This is a genomic window from Streptomyces hyderabadensis, from assembly GCF_020404845.1.
GTDB lineage: Bacteria > Actinomycetota > Actinomycetes > Streptomycetales > Streptomycetaceae > Streptomyces > Streptomyces hyderabadensis.
The window spans coordinates 1-5,093 of record NZ_JAIOJZ010000115.1; the positions used below are offsets into that span (position 1 = coordinate 1).

4 protein-coding genes are annotated in these 5,093 nt (G+C 72.5%); 3 read left to right on the forward strand and 1 reads right to left on the reverse strand.

Annotation, left to right across the window (positions count from 1 at the left end; genetic code table 11):
- The coding region (locus K7854_RS37035) for an NAD(P)/FAD-dependent oxidoreductase (RefSeq protein ID WP_226030950.1) at positions 1-824 on the forward strand (824 nt) is incomplete at its 5' end.
- A 183-nt stretch (positions 825-1,007) separates the two neighbouring features.
- Positions 1,008-2,690, forward strand: coding sequence for an ATP-binding SpoIIE family protein phosphatase (locus K7854_RS37040; RefSeq protein ID WP_226030951.1), 1,683 nt, complete (start codon positions 1,008-1,010; stop codon positions 2,688-2,690).
- A gap of 45 nt (positions 2,691-2,735) precedes the next feature.
- Here the strand turns inward: K7854_RS37040 and K7854_RS37045 are convergent, their stop codons facing one another.
- Complete coding sequence (locus K7854_RS37045) at positions 2,736-4,013, reverse strand: MDR family MFS transporter (RefSeq protein ID WP_226030952.1); 1,278 nt, start codon at positions 4,011-4,013, stop codon at positions 2,736-2,738.
- A gap of 153 nt (positions 4,014-4,166) precedes the next feature.
- Between K7854_RS37045 and K7854_RS37050 the strand changes: the two genes are divergently transcribed.
- The gene (locus K7854_RS37050) at positions 4,167-4,715 is read left to right on the forward strand and encodes a MarR family winged helix-turn-helix transcriptional regulator (protein ID WP_127895651.1); all 549 of its coding nucleotides are present in this window, start codon (positions 4,167-4,169) and stop codon (positions 4,713-4,715) included.
- The last annotated feature ends 378 nt before the right edge of the window (positions 4,716-5,093 follow it).

A 5,093-nucleotide genomic window follows, 5' to 3' on the forward strand; every position in this document is an offset into this window, starting at 1 on the left:
AGGCCCTCGGCGAGCTGGAGGACATGGCCCGCTACGCCGCGCGGTACTACCACAACGTCACCCCCGAGGACTTGAAGTGGATCCTCGTCGAGGCCTCGGGCCGCATCCTGCCCGAGGTCGGCGAGGAACTGGGCCGCTACACCGTCACCGAACTGCGCCGACGCAACATCGACGTACGCCTGGACACCCGCCTGGAGTCCTGCGCCGACCGCGTCGCCGTCCTCAGCGACGGCTCCCGCTTCCCCACCCGTACGGTCGTGTGGACGGCCGGCGTCAAACCGCACCCGCTCCTCGCCGCCACCGACCTGCCCCTGGACGACCGCGGCCGGCTCACCTGCACCGCCCACCTGTCGGTCGACGGCGCCCCGCACGCGTGGGCTGCCGGGGACGCCGCCGCCGTCCCCGACGTCACCGCGCCCGAGCCCGGCCGGTACTGCGCCCCCAACGCCCAGCACGCCGTACGCCAGGCCAGGGTCCTCGGCGACAACGTCACCCACGCCCTGCGCGGCGAGCCCCTCGACACGTACGCGCACCGGTACGCCGGCTCCGTCGCCTCCCTCGGCTTCCACAAGGGCGTCGCGCACGTCTACGGGCGCAAGCTCAAGGGCTACCCCGCCTGGTTCATGCACCGCGCCTACCACCTCAGCCGCGTCCCCACCGTCAACCGCAAGGCGCGCGTGCTCGCCGAATGGGTGATCGCCGGACTCTTCAAACGGGAGATCGTCTCCCTGGGATCACTCGAACATCCGCGGGCGGAGTTCGAACTCGCGGCCGGTGGAAAGCCTTCTCAGGAGCCCCCGCACAACCCGAAGGGGTCGTCCTGACCGGACTCAGGAACTCCCCCGGCCACTGGGGCGTCTGACGGATGTCGGCCGGGCGGGCACCCTGCCAGACTGGTCCACCACCGCGGGCGCTCCGCCGCTCGCCCCAGCGCGGCCCCCGGGGCCCGGGCCGCCCCCGGCCCGTCCCGGTCCCCGGCCGCCGACAACTACACGAGGCAAGGATTCGTGAACTTCACGCGCTGGAGCGCCCGACTCCCCGGAACACAGCGCCGCGCCGCCGCGCGGACCGACACGGCCCTCTCCCCGGACCGGCGGGCGGACGGCTCCGTACCCGCCGCCCGCGCCGAGCAGTTGACCGACGAGGCCCCGCCCGCCCCCGACGTCCCCGCCGTCGACGAACTGCCCGTACGGGACGTCCTGGACCGCGTCCCGGCCCTGGTCGCCCTCCTCCACGGCCCCGAGCACCGCCTCGCCTACGTCAACGACGCCTACGTCGCCGCCTTCGGCAGGCGCGACCTCGGCGCCCGCGCCCGCGACGCCCTCCCCGAGCTGGACGAGCCGGGCCTCTTCCCGCTCCTGGACCAGGTCCAGCGCAGCGGCAGGCCCCGCACCCTCAAGTCCCGCAAGGCCCCGGACGGCCGCTCGTACACCTTCACCTGCACCCCGGTCACCGACACCGACACCGGCACAGACGACGGACGCGGCGGACGCGACGGCCGGGGCGTCCTCGTGTTCGCAACCGACGTCACCGACCACGCCGAGGCCGCCGGGCGCCTGCGCGCGAGCGAACGCAGCCAGCGGGAAACCGCCGTCACCCTGCAGCGCTCTCTCCTGCCGCAGAAGCTGGAGGAGCCCGACGACCTGCGCGTCGCCGCCACCTACCACCCCGGCGGCACCGAGGCCGCGGTCGGCGGCGACTGGTACGACGTGATCACCCTCGGCGGCGGCCGCACCGCCCTGGTCATCGGCGACGTCATGGGCCGAGGCGTCCGCGCGGCGGCCGTGATGGGCCAGCTCCGTACGGCGGTGCGAGCCTACGCCCGCCTCGACCTGCCCCCGCACGAGGTGCTCCAGCTCCTCGACGGCCTCGCCGCCGAGATCGACGCCAACCAGATCGCCACCTGCGTCTACGCCATCCACGACCCGAACGAGGGCCGGCTGGTCTACGCCTCCGCCGGCCACCTGCCCATCCTGGTCCGCGACGAGAACGGCACCGTGCGGCGCGCCGACGAGCCCACCGGCCCGCCGCTCGGCACCGGCGGCTGGATCCACGCCTCCGGCTCCATCGCCCTGCCCCCCGGCGCCACGGCCGTCCTCTACACCGACGGCCTGGTCGAACGCCGCGACGAGGACCTCGACGAGGGCATCGCCTCCCTGGAGCACGCCCTGTCCGGTGCCGTCGGCACCCCGCAGGTCGTCTGCGACCGCCTGATTCGGTCGGCGGGCGTCACCCCGGCGCACGACGACGACGTCGCCGTCCTGGTCCTCCAGCACCCCGCCCGCCGGGGCGCCGAGGCCGAGCTGTTCCGCAACGCCGCCCTGGAGCTGCTCGGCGGGGTGGAGGCGGCCCCGCGCGCGCGTGCCTTCGCCTCCGGCGTCCTCACCAGCTGGCGCTTCCCGGCCGACCTGCACGACCTCGGCGTCCTGGCCACCAGCGAACTGGTCGCCAACTCCCTCCAGCACGGCACCCCGCCGATGCGGCTGCGCCTGCGCCGCACCGACCGCCGCCTGATCATCGAGGTGACCGACGGCGACGACCACCTGCCCCGGCGCCGCCGCGCGGAGCCGGGGGACGAGTCCGGTAGGGGCATCGCCATCGTCGCGACGATCGCCTCCAACTGGGGGTCCCGCCGCACCCCGGGCGGCGGCAAGGCGGTGTGGTGCGAGTTCGTCCTGCACAAGCCGTGAGCCGACGGCGGGGGCGCCGGGCTCCCCGGCCGCGGCCCGCCCGGCTCACGCCTCCGCGACCGCCACGGTCTCGGCCGGCGCCCCGCCCTGCGTGACCACCCGGCTCCTGGCCAGCGACGGCTGGTTCTGTACGTCCGTGAGCTGCCGCCCCAGCCGCACCGCCAGCACCGTGATGCCCAGCGAGAACAACAGGAACGCCACGATGTACGGCGCGTGCAGCGAGGCCCCCAGCGGCCCGCCCACCGCGGGACCGATCGCCAGCGCGAGCTGCTTCACCAGGGCGAAGGCCGAGTTGTACTGCCCGGCCAGCCCGGTCGGCGCCAGATCCGCCACCAGCGGCGCCAGCGTCGGCGACAGCATCGCCTCCCCCAGCCCGAACAGCGCGTACGTCGAGATGAAGGCGGCCGTGGCCATCGTCTGGCTGCCGTGTCCCAGCCCGGCGTATCCGGCCACCGCCCACGCCACGGCCCAGATCAGCCCCACGGACGCGATCACGCGCGAGCGCTTGCGCCGCTCCACGAACTTCAGCACCGCGAACTGCGCGACCACGATCATCAGCGTGTTCGCCGCCAGCGCCGTCCCCAGCGCGGACGTCGAGATCCCGGCCGCCTCGACGCCGTAGGCGCTCAGCCCCGACTCGAACTGCCCGTAGCAGGCGAAGAACAGCACGAAGCCCAGCACGCACAGCTGCACCATGGCCCGGTTGCCCAGCAGCTGCTTCCAGCTCCCGCCGCCGGACTGCCCCGGCGCCTCCTCGATCCGCGGCGCGCGCGGCGCCCGCACCGTCGCCATGACGGCGACCAGCACCAGGAACATCGCCGCCTCGATGGCGAACAGCAGTGTGAAGGAGGACGCGCTCGTGGTGTCGACCAGGTGACCGCCGATGAGCCCGCCGACGCCCAGCCCCAGGTTCTGCAGGAAGAACTGCATGGCGAACGCCCGCGACCGGGTCTCCGTCGTGGAGCAGTCCACGATCATCGTCGCGAGCGCGGGCTGCATCACGGCCTGCCCCGCACCGAGCGCGGCGGCGGACAGCAGCACCGCGCCCGCGGAGGCGGACAGGCCCAGGCTCATCGCGCCGAGCGCGGCGGTGACCAGGGCGACCAGCAGCACCGGCAGCGGCCCGCGCCGGACGATGGCCCGCCCGGCGAACGGCAGCACGATCAGCGCGGCCACGGCGAAGACGGCGAGCACGAGGCCCGCCGTGACAGAGCCCAGTCCCCGTACCTGCGCCACATAGACGTACAGGTAGGGGACCGTGAAGCCGAGTCCGAACGCGCTGAGTGCGTTGCCCACGTGGATCCGGCGCATCGCCGCGCCCATTGCCCTGGTCACGTTCACCCTCTCTTGATCTCTCGGGATCGATCGCTGCAGCCGTCAGAGCTGAAGGCTGAAGACTTAGAAGCTAAAGTTCGAAGGTAAAGAGTACATACCGAAGGACTTCAAGGCAAAGGAGCCGCGTGCCATACTGCGGCCATGGGCGACACCTCCGGCGCCGGCGAGCCGACACTCGAAGAACAGATCGCCGCCTACCAGCGCGAGTTCCAGGACCTCGACCCCCAGGTCGAGAAGATCGTCTCGGCGCTCTCCCGCCTCAACCGCCGCATGAACGTCGCGTACGGCCGGCAGACCGCCGAGCTGGGCATCAGCAACACGGACTGGGAGGTGCTGAAGGCCCTCGTGCTCTCCGGCGCCCCCTACCGCCTCGGCCCCGGCGACCTCGCCAAGCGCCTCGGCCTCACCCCGGCCGCGATGACCCACCGCATCGACCGCATGGTGACGGAGGGCCTGGTCACCCGGGAGCGCGACGAGACCAACCGGGTCCGCGTGATCGTGGCGATCACCGCGGAGGGGCGGGAGAAGTGGCTGGCGGCCATGCGCCTCGCCACGGTCTTCGAGGAGGACCTGCTCCAGGACCTCTCCGCCGACGACCGCACCGCGCTCGGCGAGGTACTCACCCGCCTCCTGCGCAGGGTGGAGCACGCCCAGCCGGACGCCGGTGGCCGGCTCAGCGACCTGGATTAAAGATCTTGACAGCTGTGCTTGACAGTCCCCTGCGGGATCCGTAAGGTTCTTCGGGTTGCCACGGGACCGTAACGGTTCTGCGGCAGCACCTCCCGCCGCAGCAGCGGCAATCAAACCACCAGCACGATCCCCGAGCGGGAATGACTTCGGCGCGCCCGAATTCAATTCCGCCGGACTCTCGTCGGCCCGATCGACCCCGATTGGGAATCGCCGAGAAGGTCCGCTAAGGTTTAAGACGTCGGAACGGCCCAACAGCCGGGGAGACAACCCCCTCTGACGGGGAATCAGAGCCCGAAAGGATCTGATAGAGTCGGAACCGCCGGAAAGGGAAACGCGAAAGCGGGAACCTGGAAAGCACCGAGGAAATCGGATCGGAAA

What these genes read in the sequence shown, in the direction of transcription:
- K7854_RS37045 (WP_226030952.1), bottom strand. Translation starts at nt 4,013, where the DNA reads ATGGGCGCGGCGATGCGCCGGATCCACGTGGGCAACGCACTCAGCGCG.
- K7854_RS37050 (WP_127895651.1), top strand. Translation starts at nt 4,167, where the DNA reads ATGGGCGACACCTCCGGCGCCGGCGAGCCGACACTCGAAGAACAGATC.